The organism is Buttiauxella cochleicola, assembly GCF_021282435.1.
Lineage (GTDB): Bacteria > Pseudomonadota > Gammaproteobacteria > Enterobacterales > Enterobacteriaceae > Buttiauxella > Buttiauxella massiliensis.
In genome coordinates this window covers 143,487-162,643 of the sequence record NZ_JAJSOT010000005.1, presented here as the reverse complement: position 1 = coordinate 162,643, position 19,157 = coordinate 143,487, and the positions used below count along the sequence as shown (strand labels likewise).

Genomic DNA, 19,157 nt, shown 5'->3' with positions numbered 1-19,157 from the left:
ATTATGACGGTACGAATTCTGGCGGTATGCGGTAACGGGCAGGGTAGTTCCATGATCATGAAAATGAAGGTGGATCAGTTCCTGACGCAGCAGGGCGTCAATCACTCAGTAAACAGCTGCGCGGTGGGTGAGTACAAAAGCGAACTGAGCGGTGCCGATGTCATTATCGCCTCAACGCACATTGCTGGTGAAATCACTGTGGTAGGCAATAAATATGTGGTGGGTGTGCGCAACATGCTTTCGGCTGCGGACTTTGGACCAAAGCTGATGGAAGTGATTACTGCGCACTTCCCGCAGGATCTAAAATAGAGAGGCACCATGAAACTTCGTGACTCATTGGCTGATAACCACTCAATTTTACTTCAGGCGCAGGCGGAAACCTGGCAGGACGCGGTCAAGCTGGGCGTTGACCTGCTGGTAAAAGCGGATGTTGTAGAGCCGCGCTATTACCAGGCGATTCTGGATGGCGTCGCACAACACGGGCCTTACTTCGTAATTGCCCCTGGTCTTGCTATGCCACATGGTCGGCCAGAAGAAGGGGTCAAAAGTACCGGTTTTTCTCTGGTAACGCTGAAAACCCCGCTGGTGTTTAACCACGAAGATAACGACCCGGTGGATATTCTTATTACCATGGCTGCTGTTGATGCCACTACACATCAGGAGGTCGGCATCATGCAGATCGTTAATCTATTTGAAGATGAAGCCAATTTTGATCGTTTACGCGCCTGCCGCACCGCGCAGGAAGTGTTGGATTTAATTGATCGCGCTACGGCGTAGGCCCACAGTTTAAGGAGCTTTTTATGTCTCATTCATTACCGATGCTGCAAGTTGCGCTAGATAACCAGACCCTATCAGACGCTTACAAAACTACGCGCCTGATCGCTGAAGAAGTCGACATTATTGAAGTAGGAACCATTCTTTGCGTGGGCGAAGGCGTGCGCGCGGTGCGTGACCTCAAAGCGCTCTATCCACATAAAATTGTACTGGCCGATGCCAAAATTGCGGATGCCGGGAAAATCCTCTCGCGGATGTGTTTCGAAGCGCATGCTGACTGGGTTACGGTGATTTGCTGTGCCGATATCAACACCACTAAAGGTGCGCTGGAAGTGGCCCGTGAATTTAACGGTGATGTGCAAATCGAGCTGACAGGTTTCTGGACGTGGGAACAAGCCCAGGAGTGGCGTGCTGCGGGCATCGAACAAGTGGTTTATCACCGCAGCCGTGATGCGCAAGCTGCGGGCATTGCCTGGAGCGAAACGGATATTAGCGCAATCAAACGCCTGGCTAATATGGGGTTTAAAGTGACGGTTACGGGTGGTCTTGCGCTTGAAGATTTACCGCTGTTTAAAGGCATTCCGATTCATGTATTTATTGCCGGGCGCAGCATTCGTGATGCAGCCTCGCCTGTAGATGCGGCTCGCCAGTTCAAACGTGCTATCGCCCAGCTTTGGGGATAAGGACTGCTCATGTTGAATAAGCAAGTGCCGCTGGGTATTTACGAAAAGGCGCTTCCTGCCGGGGAGTGCTGGCGGGAAAGGCTACAACTCGCTGCCAGTCTGGAGTTCGATTTTGTCGAGATGTCGATTGATGAAACTGATGAACGCCTCGCACGGCTTGACTGGAGTCGCGAACAGCGATTTTCCTTGGTACAAGCCATCGCGGATACCGGGGTGCGCGTTCCTTCTATCTGCCTGAGTGCGCATCGCCGTTATCCACTAGGCAGTGAAGATGACGAAATTCGTAACCATGGGCTGGAGATCATGCGTAAAGCCATCAAGTTTGCGCAAGACGTTGGCGTACGCGTAATTCAGCTGGCGGGTTACGATGTCTATTACCAGCAAGCCAACGACGAAACCCGTCGCCGTTTCCGTGAAGGCCTGACTCAGGCTGTTGAAATGGCGAGCCGCGCCCAGGTCACACTGGCAATGGAAATCATGGACTATCCGCTGATGAACTCCATCAGCAAAGCGATGGGTTACGCGCATTACCTGAATAACCCTTGGTTCCAGTTGTATCCGGACATCGGCAATTTATCCGCATGGGATAACGACGTGCAAATGGAGTTGGAGGCAGGGCGCGGGCACATTGTGGCGGTTCACGTAAAAGACACGAAGCCCGGCGTGTTCAAAAATGTTCCCTTCGGCAGCGGCGTGGTGGCGTTTGAGGATTGCTTTGCGACCTTAAAACGCAGTGGCTACCGTGGCCCATATTTGATTGAAATGTGGAGTGAAGCTGCGGTAGATCCGGTTGCTGAAATTATCGCTGCTCGTGATTGGGTGCTCGCTCGCATGGCAACTGCCGGTTTGCTGGAGGCTGATTATGCAGCATCTTAAACAGCAGGTTTTTGAGGCGAATATGGCGCTTCCACGGCATGGTCTGGTGACCTTCACCTGGGGGAATGTCAGCGGTATCGACCGCGAGCGGCAATGCATTGCGATTAAGCCAAGCGGCGTGGCCTATGAGCAGATGTCTGCTGACGACATGGTGATAGTCGATATGAACGGTGCGGTGATTGAAGGGAAGTGCCGCCCTTCGTCTGATACCGCGACACACCTCGCACTATATAGGCAATATCCCGAACTCGGCGGCGTTGTTCACACTCACTCTACCCATGCCACCGCATGGGCGCAGGCTGGGCTAAGTATTCCGGCACTTGGCACGACACATGCTGATTACTTTTTTGGTGATATTCGCTGCACTCGCGCATTAACTATCGACGAAGTGCAGGGCGAATATGAGCTAAATACCGGCAAAGTGATTATCGAAACCTTAGGTAGCCATCACCCTCTGCACACGCCCGGCGTCGTGGTTTATCAACATGGCCCGTTTGCATGGGGGAAAACAGCCGAAGACGCAGTACATAACGCGGTGGTTATGGAGGAAGTGGCGCGAATGGCGTGGATTGCTCGTGGGATTAATCCGGCACTTAAACCTATCGACAGTTATTTGATGAACAAACACTTTCAGCGCAAACATGGCCCGAACGCTTATTACGGGCAGGGAAGATAAATACGCGAGATAGTTGAAGTTACAGGGCACATGGCTTTGGCCTTTTAAATCGCATTTGCACGGGCTCCAACTCTCTTTAAATTTCAGTATGAAGCGTATAAAAAAGCCCCCGCAAGCGGGGGCAAGTCAAACGTTGGCTTTCTATGTCGTTGTGGTATTCCTGGTGTTAACGCCTTACTTCATTACCTCATTGCATTCTGCTACCGGTAAATGTCAGCGCTTACGCGCATATTGCCGTTACTACCTGGTTCTCTCATCAAAATAGTGTGGTAGTACTTTGCATTGTGCTGATCTGCATCCTCATGGATAGCAACTTCAGCTTCCTGTTCTGTCGCGAAGTTATGGTTGATATAAATAACCCCAAGACTCATCACATCATCCATATTCTGTGCCTGGCGACCATCAATCTTGATCGCGGCAGCTGCATTTGAACTAAGCAAAATCGCCGCCAGAAAGGCTAAAACTGTAATTTTCATAATCCGCTCCACTACAACTTAATGTGTCAGCTGCGGTCGTCGCTCCTGTTAATAAATAGTGGCGGCCTATGACAATAAGTGTAAACCCTTAGGGTTGGATAAAAAGCGACCATTTCTGATGATGTTGGTCAAAAATTTTAAGTGATCCAGGTCAAAGTTATAGATTTCACTGAGTTAGCGCTTGTTAGAAATTTAGCCTTCATGCAAAAGAATTAATTTCCATATGACCTTGAGTTTACTGGGCTCCGCTTGTATGATTACGCGTCAATTTTTTCAGCCGCCTTTATAAACACGTTCCTTGCTTCCATGGGCCGCGGCTGACCCTGACAGGAGGCTGAATAATCCGTAAGGAGCAATTCGATGCGTCATTACGAAATCGTTTTTATGGTCCATCCTGACCAGAGCGAACAGGTTCCGGGTATGATCGAACGTTACACTACTGCAATCACTGCAGCAGAAGGTACGATCCACCGTCTGGAAGACTGGGGCCGCCGTCAACTGGCTTACCCGATCAACAAACTGCACAAAGCACACTACGTTCTGCTGAACGTTGAAGCTCCGCAGGAAGTGATCGATGAGCTGGAAACTAACTTCCGCTTCAACGACGCCGTTATCCGTAGCATGGTTATGCGTACTAAGCACGCTGTAACCGAAGCTTCACCAATGGTTAAAGCTAAAGACGAACGTCGTGATCGTCGCGATGACTTCGCTAGCGAAACTGCTGATGATGCGGATGCTGGGGATTCTGAAGAGTAATTTCCAATGACGGCCAACCGCCTGGTGTTGTCTGGCACAGTGTGCAAGACGCCTCTTCGCAAGGTCAGCCCGTCAGGAATTCCTCATTGCCAGTTCGTGCTTGAGCACCGTTCTGTGCAAAAGGAAGCCGGTTTAGATCGGCAGGCGTGGTGCCGTATGCCAGTTATTATTAGCGGGCACGCACACTCAGCCATTACTCAAAGTATAACGGTCGGCACGGTACTCACAGTTCAAGGTTTCATTAGTTGCCATCAGGCAAAAAATGGTCTGAACAAAGTGGTATTGCATGCCGAGCAGATTGATTTGATAGATTCTGGAGACTAGCCTAATGGCACGTTATTTCCGTCGTCGCAAGTTCTGCCGTTTCACCGCGGAAGGCGTTGTAGAGATTGATTATAAAGATATCGCTACACTGAAAAACTACATCACTGAAAGTGGTAAAATTGTCCCGAGCCGTATTACCGGTACTCGTGCAAAATACCAGCGTCAGTTGGCTCGCTGCATCAAGCGCGCTCGTTACCTTTCTTTGTTGCCATATACTGATCGTCATCAGTAATCGGCCACTGTCCATTAACGACTTTGAGAGGATAAGGTAATGCAAGTTATTCTGCTTGATAAAGTAGCAAACCTGGGTAGCCTGGGTGATCAGGTTAACGTTAAAGCGGGCTATGCTCGTAACTTCCTGGTACCACAGGGTAAAGCTGTTCCTGCTACCAAGAAAAACGTTGAATTCTTCGAAGCTCGCCGTGCAGAACTGGAAGCTAAATTAGCTGACGTTCTGACTGCTGCTGAAGCTCGCGCTGCGAAGATCAACGCACTCGAAACTGTTACTATCGCGTCTAAAGCTGGCGACGAAGGTAAACTGTTCGGTTCCATTGGTACCCGCGACATCGCTGATGCAGTAACTGCAGCTGGCGTTGAAGTGGCTAAGAGCGAAGTTCGTTTACCGAACGGTGTTCTGCGTACCACTGGTGAGCACGAAGTGGACTTCCAGGTTCACAGCGATGTATTCGCTAAACTGATTGTAAACGTTGTTGCTGAAGCGTAATTTACGCTGATTCAAACACGTAAAGACGCCGGCCTCGTGCCGGCGTTTTGCATTTCTGAACCGGCTAAAAAATTAGCGCGCCCGTACAAAACTGCCATCAGGCTGACGTGTAAATAGCACTTGCTGATCGTTGCCAATATCAATTGTCAGCCCCGTCACTACACCATTCGCATTCTGGCGAATCTGCACCATCTGCCCGGTTTGCAAAGTACTCAGTGGTTTGTTGCTGCCTTCTACCTGCGCCATCGAATAAACATCAGCGGGCGGTAAATTATGATCGCGGAACAGCTGCGCCATAGTTTGCCCGGACTCTACGCGGTACGAACGCCATTGCTGGTCAATATCGTTATTCTCATGCGGCACAGGCGCTTGCGTTTCTGCCTGTGGTTGTTCTTCAACACGTGACGGTTCGACAGGAGCTGAGTTCTCTGGCGGGTTGACTAAGTGGGCACGAATTGGGGATTGTGACTCAATAGAAAGTTGAGCATCGCGCGTAACTGGCAGAGTAGGGGCATCAGGTGTAGGCCACAGGAAGCCGAGTACAACCACGATCGCCGCAATAATAATGCCACGGCGGTGCATCACCGGCAGTGGATCCATCAACCGGAAATTGTCGGGTGCATGCCAAATCCGCGCAAGCCAGGGTTTAACAGCGAATCGCATCGGCAACACTCCTCATTTCCACACAACGTGCTCTGTACATTTACCCACTCCATTATAGAACGCTAACTGTTTGATGCGCTGAATAATCCCGCGTAACGTGATTCTCAACCGCAATTTCACGCTCACTTAAACCATTGTTCCTGTTTCGCCTGCATTTGTCACCTTTGCCGCTTTTGCATTTTACCCGTCAGGTTGACGCTGCTATGCTGCGGGCTTGCTTTTAAATACCATTAAAGGAAATCCCATGACGACCCCTTCTTTTGACAGCGTCGAAGCGCAAGCAAGTTACGGTATTGGTTTACAGGTAGGTCAACAACTGAGTGAATCTGGTCTGCAAGGCCTGCTGCCAGAAGCACTGGTGGCTGGTCTGCGTGATGCGCTGGAAGGGAATGCCCCGGCAGTTCCGGTTGATGTAGTTCATCGCGCACTGCGTGAAGTTCACGAACGTGCCGACGCCGTTCGCCAGGAACGCCAGAAAGAACTGGCTGTTGAAGGCGTGAAATTCCTCGAAGAAAACCTGAAGAAAGACGGCGTGAGCAGCACCGAATCTGGCCTGCAATTCCGTGTTCTGACTCAAGGTACTGGTCCAATCCCAGCGCGTAAAGATCACGTTCGCGTGCATTACACCGGCAAACTGGTTGATGGCACTGTGTTCGACAGCTCCGTACAACGTGGCGAACCAGCTGAATTCCCAGTTAGCGGCGTTATCGCAGGCTGGATTGAAGCTCTGACTCTGATGCCAGTTGGCTCAAAGTGGGAACTGACTATTCCTCATAACCTGGCTTACGGTGAGCGTGGCGCGGGTGCGTCAATTCCTCCGTACAGCACTCTGGTTTTTGAAGTTGAACTGCTGGAAATTCTGTAAGCGTTCGAACGACCCCGCTTCGGCGGGGTTTTTATTTGGTGGTTAACAAAATTAGCGTGATTTTATCTGGTAAACGCTACCTTCCTGAGTGTTTCTGTGAGGTCGCTCACTTTATAGTCGTGATTTTGCACTCAAAACAAACATTAAATTAACAAATAATTTCTTTCTTAGTATTCATCCTGCCAATTCTTCCCTACTATCTTTGAGTTCCCCGGAACAACAACATCACATCCTCACTATTTTAATATTTATAAAGGCCGGTAGAGCCTGAACACAACAGACAGGTACAGGAAAAATACAACATGGTAGATCAGATAAAGGTTTCTGACGTTGCTGAAGAGCCGTCAGAACAGTCTCTGCGGCGTAATTTAACCAACCGCCATATTCAGCTTATTGCCATCGGTGGCGCCATCGGAACCGGCCTGTTTATGGGCTCCGGTAAAACGATTAGCCTCGCAGGTCCATCCATCATCTTCGTATACATGATTATCGGCTTTATGCTGTTCTTCGTGATGCGCGCGATGGGCGAGCTGCTGCTTTCAAACCTCGAATACAAGTCATTTAGCGATTTTGCAGCGGACTTACTCGGCCCGTGGGCGGGGTATTTTACCGGCTGGACTTACTGGTTTTGCTGGGTGGTCACCGGCATGGCGGACGTCGTGGCGATAACTGCCTACGCACAGTTCTGGTTCCCCGGCTTATCGGACTGGGTGGCGTCGCTCGCGGTGATTGTTTTGCTGCTGAGCCTGAACCTCGCCACGGTGAAAATGTTCGGCGAAATGGAGTTCTGGTTTGCGATGATTAAAATTGTCGCCATCGTTGCGCTAATCGTTATCGGCCTGGTGATGATTTTAACCAACTTCCATTCCCCGTCTGGCGTAGAGGCTTCCATCAACAACTTGTGGAATGACGGCGGATGGTTCCCGAAAGGCATCAGCGGATTCTTCGCAGGCTTCCAGATAGCGGTATTTGCGTTTGTGGGTATTGAGCTGGTGGGAACGACGGCAGCAGAAACCAAAGACCCGGAAAAATCTCTGCCACGCGCCATCAACTCGATTCCGATCCGTATCATCATGTTCTACGTGTTTGCGCTGATCGTGATTATGTCGGTGACGCCATGGCGTTCCGTTGTCGCGGATAAGAGCCCGTTCGTTGAACTGTTTGTGTTGGTGGGCCTGCCTGCCGCCGCGAGTATCATCAACTTTGTGGTGCTGACCTCTGCGGCTTCTTCTGCCAACAGCGGAGTGTTCTCAACCAGCCGTATGCTGTTTGGCCTGGCACAAGATGGTATGGCACCGAAAGCATTCGCCAAACTCTCTAAGCGCGCAGTTCCGGCGAAGGGCTTGACCTTCTCCTGTATTTGCCTGCTGGGTGGCGTGGTGATGCTTTACGTGAACCCGAACGTGATTGCGGCGTTCACCATGATAACTACCGTGTCGGCGATTCTGTTTATGTTCGTCTGGACGATTATTCTTTGCTCGTACCTGGTGTACCGCAAACAGCGCCCACATTTGCACGAGAAATCGATCTACAAAATGCCGCTCGGCAAGTTTATGTGCTGGATGTGTATGGCGTTCTTCGTGTTTGTGATTGTGCTGTTGACGCTGGAAACTGATACCCGCCAGGCACTGATCGTGACGCCATTGTGGTTTGTGTTGTTAGGTGTGTGCTGGATGTTTATCGGCAAGAAGCGCATCGCGGCAATGCGTAAGTAATCATAATCCCCCTCGCCACAGGTGAGGGGGATTAACCTTTATTCCCCAGCCAAAGCCCGTGGGAACAGCACGTTATTCTCAAGACTGATGTGATTCATCAGATCGTCAATCAACTCATTAATTCCGTTATACATCGCTTTCCAGGTCGTGCAGGCTTCTGGTGGCGGCGTCACGTTATTGGTGGTGTGCTTAATAACTTCCAGCAATTCACCCGCTTCATCATGCTCACTTTCCATCACACTAATTGGGCCAGTCGCCCGTGAACCCATGCCTTGCTTGATCAAAGGGAACAGGATCTGTTCTTCTTTCATCATATGGCTGCTGAGTTCCTGATGCAGCATGGTGAGATACTTCGCCAGCCCCTTCGGTACGTTAGGCTTATCGGCATGCACGCGCTCAACTTTGGTGGCCTGAAGAATCAGCTCTGGCAGTTGTTCGCGGTGGCGGTCATGGTAGCGCACCAGAATGTGGTCGATGATTTCCGCCAGCGGTGCCGTGCGCCACTCTTTCTCAGTGGGTTCTTCAGCAAGAGCAGCAAGCTCGGCTTCGATCGCCTCGAGATCCAACTCTTTGCGCGTTGCGGCACGCTCAAGCGTCTGTTTACCACCACAGCAGAAATCGAGATCCAATTTACGGAACAGCGCAGAAGCGCGCGGAATGGTTAAAGCCAGTTCACCTAAAGGTTGGTCGCGGAAGGCCATAAGCAGATACCTCGTTGTCGATAATATAAGATGCATATTAAATGCATCTTTAAGCTGGCGCTATGACTATTTCGAGGTAAGGCGCTATTTGTCCGTCACGACAACCACTTCAGCGAGCGTGTTTTTCTGCGGTTTGGTCAACACAGCCATTACCACGCCAATCACCAGGCAAACAATCCCCAGCAATGTCAGCAGAGGTGGCCAGCTATGGCGCAGCATAAAGGTGTAAGCCAGGCCTGCGAGCGTTTCAAAGACAATCAGCGGGCCGACGATTACGGTTGGTAAACGTTGGCTGGCGATGTTCCAACACAAGGCTCCAAGCCATGAACAGAACAGTGCGATGGCTAACATCAGTGTTAAAAACACTTCCGGGCGCGGGCCAAAGGGTAGGGTGAAATCAGTGTTGGTGCGCGACATCCACAGGCAGACGGCGATGTACCCGATCAGTGAAAAGGGCAGAATCGCCAGTCCCTGCGCCGTCGCCCACATCAGCGGATTTTTATCCGGGTTTTCGCGCAGCCAACAGGCGTTACGCAGCGCATACCACGCCCAACAGGCGACTGAAATAAACGCCAGGCTGATGCCGCTGATATATCGCCACCAGCTGAAATCAAGCTGCCCGGTGCGTAACTCTGCAGTATTTACCATCACAAGACCCAGGGCGATAATCACCAGTGCAGGCGCAAGTCGACGCCACGGTAGTTTGCCGTCACGTTTGCTGTAAAGCAGGTTGGCGAATACTGGAATCACCACCGGCAGCGTGCCGATAATCATGGTCGAAATCGGCGCGCCGGTACGCTGAATGGCGCTCGCGAGACACACGTAATAAATGAGATTGCCGACGGTAGAAAGCTTCAGCGCGGTAAACCAATCCGAACGTGTCAGTTGGCGCAAGCGCTGGCGGCCAAACCAGGCCAGCGGCAGCGCAATAAAGCCCAGCGCCAGATAACGCCCGGTCGACTGCATGGCAGCCGGGTAATCAGGAACAATCAACGGCCCGACAAAAATCAGCCCCCACATCAACCCTGCGAGCAGGGCATACAGCACTCCAGTTAACATCTTCTATATCCAATAATGTCTTTGGAATGAGTGTAGGTGTGGCGGGATCAAAAATATTGTACCAGCTTGCGGTTTAGCTAACGGGCGACCTGTTTTTGATAGCGAACGGGCGTGATGCCATAACGCTGGGAAAAGGCGCGAGTCAGATGTGCCTGATCGGTTAATCCGCTGGCAGCGGCCACTTGCGCGGCAGGCATCCCACTGGTTAGTAATCGCTTAGCGTGCCAAAGACGGATCGCCATTAGCATCTGATGGGGGGTGACGTGGAAGTGTGCTTTGAACATGCGTTGAAAATGATAAGGGCTAAGCGAAACCACGGCAGCGAGCTCATCAAGCGTTACCGGTTGCATATAGTTATCGTGCAGATAGTCCCGAATTTGTTCAAAGCGGTGCGCGGACTCTGGCGTTCCGCCAGCCTGATGTTGAGCGTAAGGCTGGAAAGTTTCGATAAGATTCAGCAACAAACCTTGCTGGGTCAGCGAATCGCTTTCGCTCCACAAGCCATTAATTAATTGTGAAATACAACCTGCACGCAGCGGATCGTGTTTAACCACATCGCTAAACGACCAGTTGCGCGATCCGGTCACGCTTTCAAGCAGTTCCGGCTCGAGATAAATCATGCGGTACTGCCAGCCGTCTTCCGTGGCGGCTTCGCCGGTGTGCAATTCATCCGGGTTCATCAGCACCAGCGAATCCTGCGCGGCAACATGTTGAACACCACGATAGCGAAAGCGTTCTGCGCCTCGCGTCACCGTGCCAATACCGAAAGCTTCGTGAGTGTGCGGTTCAAAGGCGTAACGCGAAATATGGGCGTGATAAAGCTCAACGCCGGGCAATTGTGGTAAATGCCGGAATTGAGCAATGTCTTTTTCATCGTTGAACAGTTCAGGAACGCCTTGCACATTAATCTCCTTCATACTTCAAGTTGCAGATGCGTTGGCTACGTTTGCTCGCCCGAATCACTTACTACAGTAAGCTCATCGGGACTCACTCTCTTGCCGCCTTCCTGCAACTCGAATTATTAAGGATATAGGATCTTCAGCTTTAACGGAAAGTTAACATTTACAGCGCCGCGCGCAGGCTCTCTGCAAGCGGAGTGGTTGGGCGGCCAATCAGGGTGCTTAGCTGGTGGCTATCATCAAACAGACCACCTTTGGATGCGCCAACGTCAGAGTTTGCCAACATTGCTGCTAGCCCTTCTGGCAGGCCAGCACCGAGCAATGCTGCTTTAAAATCAGCTTCCGGCAAGTTCTGATACACCACGGTTTTTCCGCTCTGTTTGGTCAACTCAGCAGTCAGCTCAGACAGCGTCCAGCCGTGGTCGCCCGCTAGTTCGTAAACCTTGCCCGCCTGGTTGTCCAGAGTCATGACTTTAGCGGCTGCTGCTGCGTAATCAGCACGTGCCGCAGCAGCGATTTTGCCTTCGCCAGTGCTACCAATAAATACGCCGTGTTGCAGAGCAGGCGGTACGCTGGCGAGATAGTTTTCGGTATACCAGCCGTTGCGCAGCAGTACGAATGGAATGCCGGATTGTTTTAGCATTTCTTCGGTGGCGATATGTTCATCGGCAAGGCTCAGCGGCGAGGAGTCTGCATGCAACAGGCTTGTGTAGGCAATCAGTTTCACGCCTGCTTCTTTGGCTGCATCAATCACATTGCGATGCTGAACTGCACGCTGGCCCACTTCACTTGAAGAGATAAGCAGCAGTTTTTCCACGCCATTCAGCGCTTGCACCAAAGCCGCTTTATCTTCATAGCTGGCAGCTCGTACCTGAACGCCACGGTTAGCAAATGATTGAATTTTTGCCGGGTTACGCACGATGGCAACCAATTGGTTAGCCGCAACGGTATTCAGTAATTCTTCAACAACGAGTTGGCCCAGTTGGCCGGAAGCGCCGGTAATCGCGATCATGATAAATCTCCTGTGGGTGTTCTGGTTAAGTTGTGCCACACTATCACCAGCACTAACTTAAAGTAAGTACGCACAAAAAGGTAAGTATGAAATGAGTGAGATTGAAATCCGTCCGCTGTCGTTAACTGAGCAAATGCGTGATGGCAATTTATTTGCTGAGCAGTGCCCGTCGCGCGATGTGTTAAAGCACGTCACCAGCCGCTGGGGCGTGTTGATTCTGGTGGCCTTGCAGGGTGGGACTCATCGTTTCAGCGACCTGCGCCGCAAGATGGGCGGTGTGAGTGAAAAAATGCTCGCGCAAACGCTGCAATGGCTTGAGGCCGACGGTTTTGTAAATCGAAAATCCTACCCGGTTGTGCCGCCGCATGTGGAATACAGCCTGACGCCGTTGGGTTTTGAAGTGGCCGAGAAAGTGGCGGAGCTAGCCGATTGGATTGAAGGGAATTTGCCGAGAGTAATGGCGTCCCGCAGTGAGCGAGACGCCTGATAACCTTCATCTTTCAAGCGGCAGATGCGTTGGCTGCATTCGCTCACCCGGTCACTTGCTCGTGCAAGCTCCCAGGAACTCGCTCAATTGCCGCCTTCCTGCCACTCGAAATCTATTGGTTATCTAACTGTTACTTACTTAAATCCAGCTGATAAATCGCAAACCCAATCTCGTCATTACCCACATTCTTCATCGGATACTGGCCTTTCTCTTTGATAAAGGTCGTCGCTTTGTCACCCGGAGAGGTTTCAAAGCGAATATCTAATTTCTGATTGCTGTGGATTGGCGCGAGACGCCAGTTGTTATCAGCAGCTGGGTGGATCTCTTTGCTTGCCGTAATCCAGTTCGCCAGCACCGAGCGGTTTTCATCTGGTGACGCGAAAGCGATATGGCTGTCGCCTGTTCCGGCAAACTTGCCGCCGTAAGCGCGATAGTTATTGGTTGCCACCAGGAAAGTCGCGTTCGGGTCGATTGGCTTACCTTTGAACGTCAGCCCTTTGATACGCTCAGCTTTCGGGTTCACCATCTGGCATTCGCCGTCGTAACGCGCAGGTTGTGACACATCAATCTGGTAATCCACGCCGTCGATAACATCAAAGTTATAGGTGCGGAAACCGTCCCAGTTGATCAGTGACTGCGGTTTCGTGCTGTTCACATCAATCTGGTTAAACTGCCCGGCGGAACATTCCAGCCATTCCTTGACCTCTTTGCCCGTGGCTTTCACTACCACCAATGTGTTCGGGTAGAGATACAAATCTGCGGCGTTACGGAAGGTTAACTGGCCTTTTTCCACTTCGACAAAACTGGCCGGGTCATTCTTACGCCCACCAACTTTAAACGGTGCGGCAGCGGAAAGTACCGGCAGGTTCGCCAGGTCCGGATCGCCCTGAATGTATTTTTCAACGTAGGCGAGTTGGGCGTTATTCACCACCTGCACCGTTGGGTCGTCCTGCACCAGCGCCAGGTAGCTGTACATATTGTCGGAAGATTTGCCGATTGGCTTGCTGACAAACTCGCGCGTGGCGTCGTGATCGTGCTTCATCACTTCCACCAGTTTGGCATCTTCCGGCACCAGGGCTTTCTTCGCCACGCTGTCATAAATTGGGCGCGCTTGCGCTTTGCTGCTGGTAACTTTCCATGCGCCACTATCGTTGTTCAGCACTAAATCAACCACGCCAAGATGGTCGCCCCACATGCCAGGCATCACCGCCGGAATACCGTTAAGCGTCCCTTTTTCGAGGTCAACACCTTTGATATTGGCAAAGTCTTTGCCTGGGAATACGGCGTGCGCGTGGCCAAACAGAATGGCATCCACGCCTGGCACTTCGCTGAGGTAATAAACCGAGTTCTCAGCCATCGCATGATATGGGTCGCTCGACAGGCCGGAGTGGGCGATAACCACCACTAAATCCGCCCCTTGTTTGCGCATTTCAGGCACATAATGGCGGGCCGTTTCGGTAATATCCTGCACCGTCACTTTGCCTTCCAGATTAGTTTTATCCCACGTCATGATTTGTGGTGGTACAAAACCGATATAACCGATGCGCAGCGTCTGCTCTTTGCCGTCTTTGTCTTTCACCACGGTTTCTTTAATCACGTAAGGTGTGAACAGTGGCTTATTGGTTTTGGCATCAATAATGTTGGCATTCACATACGGGAATTTGGCCCCCGATAGCGCCATATGCAGGTAATCGAGGCCGTAGTTAAATTCGTGGTTGCCCAGGTTGCCCACGGCGTAATCCAACGTATTGAGCGCCTTATAAACCGGGTGGATATCGCCTTTTTTGAGGCCTTTTGCCGCCATGTAATCGCCCAGCGGGCTGCCCTGAATCAGGTCTCCGTTATCGACCAGTACGCTGTTTACCGTTTCACCGCGCGCGGCGTTGATTAAACTTGCCGTACGCACCAGTCCAAATTTTTCCGTGGAGGTATCTTTGTAGTAATCGAAATCCATCATATTGCTATGGAGATCGCTGGTTTCAAGGATACGGAGGTCAACGGTTGCCGCATGAGCGCCGGTAGCAACCAGCATGGCCAGCATCGTTGCGCTAAACTTGATCATGATAAAAGGTCCTTTTTAGAGATAGGCCGCAAAAGGCTATGTATATAAACGTTGTTGCTTACAGATTTGTGAAGTGTGCCAGAAAAAGGGCGTAGTAAACCGGAATGGGTTCACAGATAGCGCAACCAGGCGTGATGAGATATAAGTAAAACAACAGGTTAATCGCACGACACAACATGAGGTGGAGAATGCTAGATAAAATTTGCCAACTGGCTCGGGAGGCTGGAGCTGCCATCATGCAGGTGTATGACGGGCAAAAGCCGCTAGAGGCGACCCAAAAATCCGATGATTCACCCGTAACTGCGGCGGATATCGCAGCTCACACCATTATCCTGCAAGGGCTGCAAACACTGACGCCGGAGATTCCGGTACTCTCAGAAGAAGATCCGCAGACCTGGGAAACCCGTCAGAGCTGGGATCGTTACTGGCTGGTGGACCCGCTGGACGGCACCAAAGAGTTTCTGAAGCGTAACGGGGAATTCACGGTCAACATCGCGCTTATCGAAAAAGGCAAAGCGGTGCTGGGCGTAGTGTATGCGCCAGTGCTGAACGTGATGTACAGCGCAGCAGAAGGCAAAGCCTGGAAAGAAGAAAACGGTGTGCGTAACCAAATCCACGTGCGTGATGCTCGCCCACCTCTGGTGGTGATAAGCCGTTCACATGGCGATGATGAACTCAAAGAGTATCTTCACCAGTTGGGTGAACACCAGACCACGTCTATCGGCTCATCGCTGAAGTTTTGCCTGGTGGCGGAGGGGCAGGCACAGCTCTATCCACGCTTCGGGCCAACTAACATTTGGGACACGGCAGCAGGCCATGCTGTGGCGGCCGCGGCCGGTGCTCACGTTCATGACTGGCAGGGTAAGCCACTCGACTACACCCCACGCGAGTCATTCTTAAACCCAGGTTTCCGCGTTTCTATTTACTAAACAACTATTTACTCAACAGTTCGCGCAGCAGGCTCATGACCTGCTGCACTTCTTCCTGTGTCAGTGGGCCATCTTTAGCAAACTGCACGCGGCCTTGTTTATCCAGCACCACAATCGCTGAACTGGCTTCTTCCAACTGCCAGGCACTCTTCGCCACGCCGTTGCTATCGACAATAAATTGCGACCACGGATACTGCTTTTTATTGCTCTCAAGGCTGCTGCGCACAAACATTCCGGTACCCATAATCGCGTCATCCGTGTTCACGATAGTCGTTGTCTGGTAGCGGTCATGCGGGAGTTTGGCTGCCTTAATCGCTTCAATCAGCCCGGCGTTCTTCTCTTTTGCGCTCGTGCGGCCAGCAATATGCTGCAGCACTCGCACTTTTCCCACTAGCTGCGCGCTATTCCAGTTTTTATAGCTAAACTTATCATTGTCGAGCATCAACTCGCCTTTATCCGTAATACCAATAGGCGAGACTCGCTGATTTTTCTCAAAGTTATGTGCCGATGCCGCAAGTGGCAGTAGCAGCAGGGCAAGCGCAAGGGTTTTACGTAGGGACATGAGAACTCCTATCTTATTATTTGTGAAAAGTTTGCAGGTGATCCGACCACTTCGTCGTGACGTTTTAAGCATATGTGCTGAATAGCCATCTGTCCCGCAACAACAATGCCAGTTTGCGGGCGACCGCACATATCCCTGTTTTTTGAAGGCTTAGACTGAGTTTTGTTTACAATTACAAAGAATATTCTGAGAAATTGTAATCATACGGTAAATAAGATTGTGCAAACTAGGTGTCGGTTTGTATATGGACTATAGTTTCCAGGCACCAAATTTTTCGCCTCGTTTTGTCGGACCAAATGTGGAACCGCAGGGGTGTTAACACTGCAGGAGAGAAGAAGAATGAAAATTTTCCAACGGTACAACCCGCTTCAGGTGGCGAAGTACGTGAAAATCCTGTTCCGTGGACGGTTGTACATCAAGGACGTTGGCGCTTTTGAATTTGATAAGGGCAAGATTCTTATCCCAAAAGTGAAAGATAAGCAGCATCTATCTGTTATGTCTGAAGTAAACCGCCAGGTAAAACATATGCAGGCGGAATTGGCGTAAGGCCAAAAGAAGTACCAAAAACGGCACCCAAGGGTGCCGTTAGTGTTTCTGAGTTTTGGGAATTACGCTGCGTTCTGATCTTCAGCATCAGGCAGTTTTGGCGTCAACGGTGTCGGCTTATTGTCGATACGGGTCACCAGCAATTGGTCGATGCGGTAGTTATCGATATCCACTACCTCGAACTTATACCCGGAGAACTTCACCGAGTCGGTGCGTTTCGGGATTTTTCGCAGCATAAACATCATAAAGCCGCCGATGGTTTCGTAATTGCCATTCTGCGGGAACTCGTCGATATCCAGCACACGCATTACGTCGTCAATCGGCGTACCGCCTTCAACCAGCCATGAGTTCTCGTCACGGGCAACGATTTGTTCTTCCATACCCTGGCCGACCAGGTCACCCATCAGCGTCGTCATGACGTCGTTCAGCGTGATGATGCCTACCACCAACGCATATTCGTTCATGATAACCGCGAAGTCTTCTCCGGCAGTTTTAAAGCTTTCCAGTGCTTCTGAGAGCGTCAATGTATCCGGCACAATCAACGTGTTACGCAGATGCACACCGCTGTTGAGCGCCATGCTCTGGTTGCCCAGTACGCGGTTCAGCAGTTCTTTGGAATCAACGTAGCCAACGATATGGTCGATATCACCATTACACACCAGGAACTTGGAGTGCGGGTGCTCGGCAATTTTATTCTTCAGGCTTTGCTCATCTTCATGCAAATCAAACCAGATGACGTTTTCGCGTGAGGTCATTGACGAGGGCACCGTACGTGATTCGAGCTCAAACACGTTTTCAATCAGCTCATGTTCTTGCTTACGCAACACGCCAGCCAGCGCACCGGCTTCAAACACGGCGTAAACATCGTCAGAGGTGATGTCGTCATTACGCACCATCGGCAATTTGAAAATGCGGAAAATAACGTTTGCCAGGCCGTTAAAGAACCATACCAGCGGGCGGAAGATAAACAGACAGAAGCGCATCGGGTTGATGATTCGCAAAGCAACAGATTCAGGCGAAATCATACCGATGCGTTTCGGGGTGAGGTCTGCAAACAGAATGAACAAGCTGGTGACCAGGGTAAAGGAGATGATAAAGCTCAGTTGGTCAGCCATTTCTGGCGAGAAGAAGCGCTCCAGAAGCACTTTAAATGCCGGGGAAAATGCCGCATCGCCGACGATACCGCCGAGAATCGCAACCGCGTTCAGGCCAATCTGCACTACGGTAAAGAACATGCCAGGACTTTCCTGCATTTTCAGTACGCGTTGCGCGTTAAGGTTGCCATCATCAGCCAGCAGCTTGAGTTTTATCTTGCGGGAAGCAGCCAGTGAGATCTCCGAAATTGAGAAGAATGCACTGACGGAAATAAGAAGAAGTATTAATAAAATACTGTTTAACATAGTTTATCCGGCTTAGAGCCAGAGCCTCGGAAGGAAAGTTGAAAATCTAAGGGTTAGTACATTTTGACTGCCAGTCCGTGGAGGTTGGGCCAGCAATTTCAACGGGTAGTATAGCGTAAGGGTGCATGGGGCTGCCAGAGGGCATAATTTGGGCTGCTTTTATTGGGTTATTTAGTTTATTCCATCAATTTTCCTTTTGTATCTTATAAGGTACACTTTCTACAGTTAAGAAATTCAAAGGATTGAATGAATGGCTTACACAACGAAGCGATATGTCGACAAAACGGGTCACGTCCCTTACTCCGACTGGATAAATAAGCTCATCAAAAAAGACTTACGTGCCGTCGCAAGGATTGATGCTCGTATAGACCGCGCAAGTGCAGGAAATTTTGGTGACCATAAGTTTGAACGGGATGGTGTGTGGGAACTCCGGGTGGATTACGGGCCAGGCTATCGCGTGTATTACGCTCTCGAAAAGAATGAAATCATTCTGTTGTTAGTGGGGGGCGATAAGAGCACCCAAAAAACAGATCTCAATTTAGCAGTAAAATATTTACAGGATTATAAAACGAGGTAGCTGTATGACGACTAAAACCAATAAAGGGGCTGTTATAAAGGCAGCTGACCATGACAGTGCCGTTATCGACATCATCCGTGAAAATCCTGACTATGCGGAAATTTACCTACAAACTGCACTGGAAGAAATAAACGAGGAGGGTGGTGTGGCGGCTTTCCTTGTTGCTTTGCGACGTATTGTTGAAGCTCGGGGTGGTATAGGTGAAATAGCCGCTAAATCTGGGCTTTCCCGTGTAAATTTGTATCGTTCACTGTCCCCAACAGGAAATCCGACAATTTCTACACTCGTTGCTGTGTCACGAGCCGCGGGGGTTCGTCTTTTCCCTTTCGGCCATTCCTAAGATGAGTTGGCACTTTTCAAGCATAAACGCCCGATAAACCTATCAGGCGTT

Annotated in this window: 25 protein-coding genes; 16 read left to right on the top strand and 9 right to left on the bottom strand. The window is 50.7% G+C overall.

Translation table 11 applies throughout. The features are described 5' to 3' along the window. Window positions 1-3 precede the first annotated feature (3 nt). Genes ulaB through LVQ77_RS13555 form a run of 5 tightly spaced genes read left to right on the top strand, consistent with a single transcriptional unit; the run spans window position 4 to window position 3,009 of the window. The gene (ulaB, locus tag LVQ77_RS13575; protein WP_151994091.1) at window positions 4-309 is read left to right on the top strand and encodes a PTS ascorbate transporter subunit IIB; all 306 of its coding nucleotides are present in this window, start codon (window positions 4-6) and stop codon (window positions 307-309) included. A gap of 9 nt (window positions 310-318) precedes the next feature. Beyond that, window positions 319-777 carry a PTS ascorbate transporter subunit IIA gene (gene ulaC / locus LVQ77_RS13570; RefSeq protein ID WP_151994090.1) on the top strand — a complete coding sequence of 153 codons (459 nt, stop codon included), beginning with the start codon at window positions 319-321 and terminating at the stop codon, window positions 775-777. Window positions 778-800: 23 nt separating this feature from the next. After that, window positions 801-1,457, top strand: coding sequence for a 3-keto-L-gulonate-6-phosphate decarboxylase UlaD (locus LVQ77_RS13565; protein ID WP_232904672.1), 657 nt, complete (start codon window positions 801-803; stop codon window positions 1,455-1,457). A 9-nt stretch (window positions 1,458-1,466) separates the two neighbouring features. Further along, complete coding sequence (locus tag LVQ77_RS13560; RefSeq protein ID WP_232904671.1) at window positions 1,467-2,333, top strand: L-ribulose-5-phosphate 3-epimerase; 867 nt, start codon at window positions 1,467-1,469, stop codon at window positions 2,331-2,333. After that, window positions 2,320-3,009, top strand: coding sequence for an L-ribulose-5-phosphate 4-epimerase (locus LVQ77_RS13555; RefSeq protein ID WP_232865683.1), 690 nt, complete (start codon window positions 2,320-2,322; stop codon window positions 3,007-3,009). Before LVQ77_RS13560 ends, LVQ77_RS13555 begins: the two co-directional genes overlap by 14 nt. A 200-nt stretch (window positions 3,010-3,209) precedes the next feature. Here LVQ77_RS13555 and yjfY read toward each other — a convergent pair whose 3' ends face one another. Beyond that, on the bottom strand, window positions 3,210-3,485 hold the full coding sequence (gene yjfY / locus LVQ77_RS13550; RefSeq protein ID WP_232865682.1) for a DUF1471 family protein YjfY: 276 nt from the start codon (window positions 3,483-3,485) through the stop codon (window positions 3,210-3,212). 360 nt (window positions 3,486-3,845) lie between these two features. Between yjfY and rpsF the strand changes: the two genes are divergently transcribed. Genes rpsF through rplI form a run of 4 tightly spaced genes read left to right on the top strand, consistent with a single transcriptional unit; the run spans window position 3,846 to window position 5,289 of the window. Continuing rightward, window positions 3,846-4,241: a 30S ribosomal protein S6 gene (gene rpsF, locus LVQ77_RS13545; RefSeq protein ID WP_064515710.1), complete on the top strand. Its 396-nt coding sequence runs from the start codon at window positions 3,846-3,848 to the stop codon at window positions 4,239-4,241. A gap of 6 nt (window positions 4,242-4,247) precedes the next feature. Beyond that, window positions 4,248-4,565, top strand: coding sequence for a primosomal replication protein N (gene priB / locus LVQ77_RS13540; protein WP_034461190.1), 318 nt, complete (start codon window positions 4,248-4,250; stop codon window positions 4,563-4,565). A 4-nt stretch (window positions 4,566-4,569) separates the two neighbouring features. Continuing rightward, entirely contained in the window at window positions 4,570-4,797 is a 228-nt protein-coding gene (gene rpsR / locus LVQ77_RS13535; RefSeq protein ID WP_002210155.1) for a 30S ribosomal protein S18, read from the top strand. 39 nt (window positions 4,798-4,836) lie between these two features. After that, window positions 4,837-5,289, top strand: coding sequence for a 50S ribosomal protein L9 (rplI, locus tag LVQ77_RS13530; protein WP_151994085.1), 453 nt, complete (start codon window positions 4,837-4,839; stop codon window positions 5,287-5,289). Window positions 5,290-5,361: 72 nt separating this feature from the next. On the opposite strand, the gene LVQ77_RS13525 is transcribed toward rplI, so the two are convergent. Continuing rightward, window positions 5,362-5,958, bottom strand: coding sequence for an OapA family protein (locus LVQ77_RS13525; RefSeq protein ID WP_232904767.1), 597 nt, complete (start codon window positions 5,956-5,958; stop codon window positions 5,362-5,364). A 238-nt stretch (window positions 5,959-6,196) separates the two neighbouring features. On the opposite strand from LVQ77_RS13525, the gene bamJ reads away from it, so the two are divergent. Both bamJ and cycA read left to right on the top strand, forming a co-directional pair. After that, window positions 6,197-6,817: a BamJ family beta-barrel-assembly machinery protein gene (gene bamJ, locus LVQ77_RS13520; protein WP_034461196.1), complete on the top strand. Its 621-nt coding sequence runs from the start codon at window positions 6,197-6,199 to the stop codon at window positions 6,815-6,817. 302 nt (window positions 6,818-7,119) lie between these two features. Then, window positions 7,120-8,532: a D-serine/D-alanine/glycine transporter gene (cycA, locus tag LVQ77_RS13515; protein WP_151994083.1), complete on the top strand. Its 1,413-nt coding sequence runs from the start codon at window positions 7,120-7,122 to the stop codon at window positions 8,530-8,532. 38 nt (window positions 8,533-8,570) lie between these two features. Here cycA and ytfE read toward each other — a convergent pair whose 3' ends face one another. From ytfE to LVQ77_RS13495, 4 genes are all read right to left on the bottom strand, one after another. Then, on the bottom strand, window positions 8,571-9,233 hold the full coding sequence (gene ytfE / locus LVQ77_RS13510; protein ID WP_232904670.1) for an iron-sulfur cluster repair protein YtfE: 663 nt from the start codon (window positions 9,231-9,233) through the stop codon (window positions 8,571-8,573). An 84-nt stretch (window positions 9,234-9,317) separates the two neighbouring features. Continuing rightward, complete coding sequence (locus LVQ77_RS13505; protein WP_151994081.1) at window positions 9,318-10,292, bottom strand: DMT family transporter; 975 nt, start codon at window positions 10,290-10,292, stop codon at window positions 9,318-9,320. A 77-nt stretch (window positions 10,293-10,369) separates the two neighbouring features. Next, window positions 10,370-11,194 (bottom strand): AraC family transcriptional regulator, encoded by an 825-nt coding sequence (locus LVQ77_RS13500; protein WP_232904669.1) that lies wholly within the window; start codon window positions 11,192-11,194, stop codon window positions 10,370-10,372. A gap of 160 nt (window positions 11,195-11,354) precedes the next feature. Further along, entirely contained in the window at window positions 11,355-12,203 is an 849-nt protein-coding gene (locus tag LVQ77_RS13495; RefSeq protein WP_232865678.1) for an SDR family oxidoreductase, read from the bottom strand. A gap of 91 nt (window positions 12,204-12,294) precedes the next feature. On the opposite strand from LVQ77_RS13495, the gene LVQ77_RS13490 reads away from it, so the two are divergent. Next, on the top strand, window positions 12,295-12,690 hold the full coding sequence (locus LVQ77_RS13490) for a winged helix-turn-helix transcriptional regulator (RefSeq protein ID WP_232865677.1): 396 nt from the start codon (window positions 12,295-12,297) through the stop codon (window positions 12,688-12,690). Window positions 12,691-12,820: 130 nt separating this feature from the next. On the opposite strand, the gene LVQ77_RS13485 is transcribed toward LVQ77_RS13490, so the two are convergent. Beyond that, entirely contained in the window at window positions 12,821-14,752 is a 1,932-nt protein-coding gene (locus LVQ77_RS13485; protein ID WP_232904668.1) for a bifunctional 2',3'-cyclic-nucleotide 2'-phosphodiesterase/3'-nucleotidase, read from the bottom strand. A 188-nt stretch (window positions 14,753-14,940) separates the two neighbouring features. Between LVQ77_RS13485 and cysQ the strand changes: the two genes are divergently transcribed. Next, the gene (gene cysQ / locus LVQ77_RS13480) at window positions 14,941-15,681 is read left to right on the top strand and encodes a 3'(2'),5'-bisphosphate nucleotidase CysQ (protein ID WP_232865675.1); all 741 of its coding nucleotides are present in this window, start codon (window positions 14,941-14,943) and stop codon (window positions 15,679-15,681) included. Window positions 15,682-15,685: 4 nt separating this feature from the next. Here the strand turns inward: cysQ and LVQ77_RS13475 are convergent, their stop codons facing one another. Further along, entirely contained in the window at window positions 15,686-16,243 is a 558-nt protein-coding gene (locus tag LVQ77_RS13475) for a YtfJ family protein (protein WP_151994057.1), read from the bottom strand. Between the two features lie 339 nt (window positions 16,244-16,582). Here LVQ77_RS13475 and LVQ77_RS13470 point away from each other — a divergent pair, with 339 nt between their 5' ends. Beyond that, complete coding sequence (locus LVQ77_RS13470) at window positions 16,583-16,789, top strand: DUF1107 domain-containing protein (protein ID WP_151994056.1); 207 nt, start codon at window positions 16,583-16,585, stop codon at window positions 16,787-16,789. Between the two features lie 62 nt (window positions 16,790-16,851). On the opposite strand, the gene paeA is transcribed toward LVQ77_RS13470, so the two are convergent. Beyond that, the gene (paeA, locus tag LVQ77_RS13465; RefSeq protein WP_151994055.1) at window positions 16,852-18,189 is read right to left on the bottom strand and encodes a polyamine export protein PaeA; all 1,338 of its coding nucleotides are present in this window, start codon (window positions 18,187-18,189) and stop codon (window positions 16,852-16,854) included. Between the two features lie 250 nt (window positions 18,190-18,439). On the opposite strand from paeA, the gene LVQ77_RS13460 reads away from it, so the two are divergent. Together LVQ77_RS13460 and LVQ77_RS13455 are read left to right on the top strand one after the other, a co-directional pair. Further along, window positions 18,440-18,766: a type II toxin-antitoxin system RelE/ParE family toxin gene (locus tag LVQ77_RS13460; RefSeq protein WP_232865674.1), complete on the top strand. Its 327-nt coding sequence runs from the start codon at window positions 18,440-18,442 to the stop codon at window positions 18,764-18,766. A gap of 4 nt (window positions 18,767-18,770) precedes the next feature. Next, entirely contained in the window at window positions 18,771-19,106 is a 336-nt protein-coding gene (locus LVQ77_RS13455; protein ID WP_064561852.1) for a helix-turn-helix domain-containing transcriptional regulator, read from the top strand. Window positions 19,107-19,157: the final 51 nt, after the last annotated feature.

Excerpts from the sequence above, each read along its gene's own strand:
- ulaB (WP_151994091.1), top strand. The coding sequence starts at position 4 with ATGACGGTACGAATTCTGGCGGTATGCGGTAACGGGCAGGGTAGTTCC.
- ulaC (WP_151994090.1), top strand. The coding sequence starts at position 319 with ATGAAACTTCGTGACTCATTGGCTGATAACCACTCAATTTTACTTCAG.
- LVQ77_RS13565 (WP_232904672.1), top strand. The coding sequence starts at position 801 with ATGTCTCATTCATTACCGATGCTGCAAGTTGCGCTAGATAACCAGACC.
- LVQ77_RS13560 (WP_232904671.1), top strand. The coding sequence starts at position 1,467 with ATGTTGAATAAGCAAGTGCCGCTGGGTATTTACGAAAAGGCGCTTCCT.
- LVQ77_RS13555 (WP_232865683.1), top strand. The coding sequence starts at position 2,320 with ATGCAGCATCTTAAACAGCAGGTTTTTGAGGCGAATATGGCGCTTCCA.
- yjfY (WP_232865682.1), bottom strand. The coding sequence starts at position 3,485 with ATGAAAATTACAGTTTTAGCCTTTCTGGCGGCGATTTTGCTTAGTTCA.
- rpsF (WP_064515710.1), top strand. The coding sequence starts at position 3,846 with ATGCGTCATTACGAAATCGTTTTTATGGTCCATCCTGACCAGAGCGAA.
- priB (WP_034461190.1), top strand. The coding sequence starts at position 4,248 with ATGACGGCCAACCGCCTGGTGTTGTCTGGCACAGTGTGCAAGACGCCT.
- rpsR (WP_002210155.1), top strand. The coding sequence starts at position 4,570 with ATGGCACGTTATTTCCGTCGTCGCAAGTTCTGCCGTTTCACCGCGGAA.
- rplI (WP_151994085.1), top strand. The coding sequence starts at position 4,837 with ATGCAAGTTATTCTGCTTGATAAAGTAGCAAACCTGGGTAGCCTGGGT.
- bamJ (WP_034461196.1), top strand. The coding sequence starts at position 6,197 with ATGACGACCCCTTCTTTTGACAGCGTCGAAGCGCAAGCAAGTTACGGT.
- cycA (WP_151994083.1), top strand. The coding sequence starts at position 7,120 with ATGGTAGATCAGATAAAGGTTTCTGACGTTGCTGAAGAGCCGTCAGAA.
- ytfE (WP_232904670.1), bottom strand. The coding sequence starts at position 9,233 with ATGGCCTTCCGCGACCAACCTTTAGGTGAACTGGCTTTAACCATTCCG.
- LVQ77_RS13505 (WP_151994081.1), bottom strand. The coding sequence starts at position 10,292 with ATGTTAACTGGAGTGCTGTATGCCCTGCTCGCAGGGTTGATGTGGGGG.
- LVQ77_RS13495 (WP_232865678.1), bottom strand. The coding sequence starts at position 12,203 with ATGATCGCGATTACCGGCGCTTCCGGCCAACTGGGCCAACTCGTTGTT.
- LVQ77_RS13490 (WP_232865677.1), top strand. The coding sequence starts at position 12,295 with ATGAGTGAGATTGAAATCCGTCCGCTGTCGTTAACTGAGCAAATGCGT.
- LVQ77_RS13485 (WP_232904668.1), bottom strand. The coding sequence starts at position 14,752 with ATGATCAAGTTTAGCGCAACGATGCTGGCCATGCTGGTTGCTACCGGC.
- cysQ (WP_232865675.1), top strand. The coding sequence starts at position 14,941 with ATGCTAGATAAAATTTGCCAACTGGCTCGGGAGGCTGGAGCTGCCATC.
- LVQ77_RS13475 (WP_151994057.1), bottom strand. The coding sequence starts at position 16,243 with ATGTCCCTACGTAAAACCCTTGCGCTTGCCCTGCTGCTACTGCCACTT.
- LVQ77_RS13470 (WP_151994056.1), top strand. The coding sequence starts at position 16,583 with ATGAAAATTTTCCAACGGTACAACCCGCTTCAGGTGGCGAAGTACGTG.
- paeA (WP_151994055.1), bottom strand. The coding sequence starts at position 18,189 with ATGTTAAACAGTATTTTATTAATACTTCTTCTTATTTCCGTCAGTGCA.
- LVQ77_RS13460 (WP_232865674.1), top strand. The coding sequence starts at position 18,440 with ATGGCTTACACAACGAAGCGATATGTCGACAAAACGGGTCACGTCCCT.
- LVQ77_RS13455 (WP_064561852.1), top strand. The coding sequence starts at position 18,771 with ATGACGACTAAAACCAATAAAGGGGCTGTTATAAAGGCAGCTGACCAT.